The organism is Rhizobacter sp. P3_B12, assembly GCF_056402895.1.
In genome coordinates this window covers 1-623 of the sequence record NZ_JBFUGN010001703.1, presented here as the reverse complement: position 1 = coordinate 623, position 623 = coordinate 1, and the positions used below count along the sequence as shown (strand labels likewise).

Below are 623 nucleotides of genomic sequence, written 5' to 3'. Positions count from 1 at the left end.
GTCAAGGTCACCGGCTGGGAAGGCCCGGAATCGGCCAAGGCCGAGATCACCAGCGGGCTGGCCGCGTACAAGAAGGCCTCGGCCGAGAAGGCTTGAGTCACCCGCCGTCACGAGCGGACATCAACGAGAAGGGGAGCGCGGGCTCCCCTTTTTTTTGGCGGAACCTCGGCGCAGGAGCGCGCTCTACACTGCGCCCTTCGCTTCGGATCCCCCGCCCCATGCTGAAACGTCTCCTGCCCGCCGTTCTCATCGTCGCCGGCGCCTTGCTGGTGCAGACCGCCTCCGCGCAGACCCTGCCGGCCGGGATCGCCAAGGTCCAGGGGGTCGAAGGCATCACCGAGTACCGCCTGCCCAACGGCCTGCAGCTGCTGCTGATCCCCGACGATTCCAAGCCGACCACCACGGTCAACATGACCTACCACGTCGGCTCGCGGATGGAGAACTACGGCGAGACCGGCATGGCCCACCTGCTGGAGCACCTGCTGTTCAAGGGCACGCCGAAGCACCGCACGGTGTGGGCCGAGTTCACCAAGCGCGGGCTCGCTGCCAACGGCAGCACCTGGTTCGACCGCACCAATTACTTCGCGAGCTTCTCGGCCAACGACGACAACCTGCGCTGGTAC

1 protein-coding gene is annotated in these 623 nt (G+C 66.6%); it reads left to right on the top strand.

Translation table 11 applies throughout. The features are described from left to right. Window positions 1-206: 206 nt before the first annotated feature. Window positions 207-623, top strand: a 417-nt coding sequence (locus AC1D01_RS37770) for a M16 family metallopeptidase (RefSeq protein ID WP_477875085.1), incomplete at its 3' end; no start/stop codon positions are given.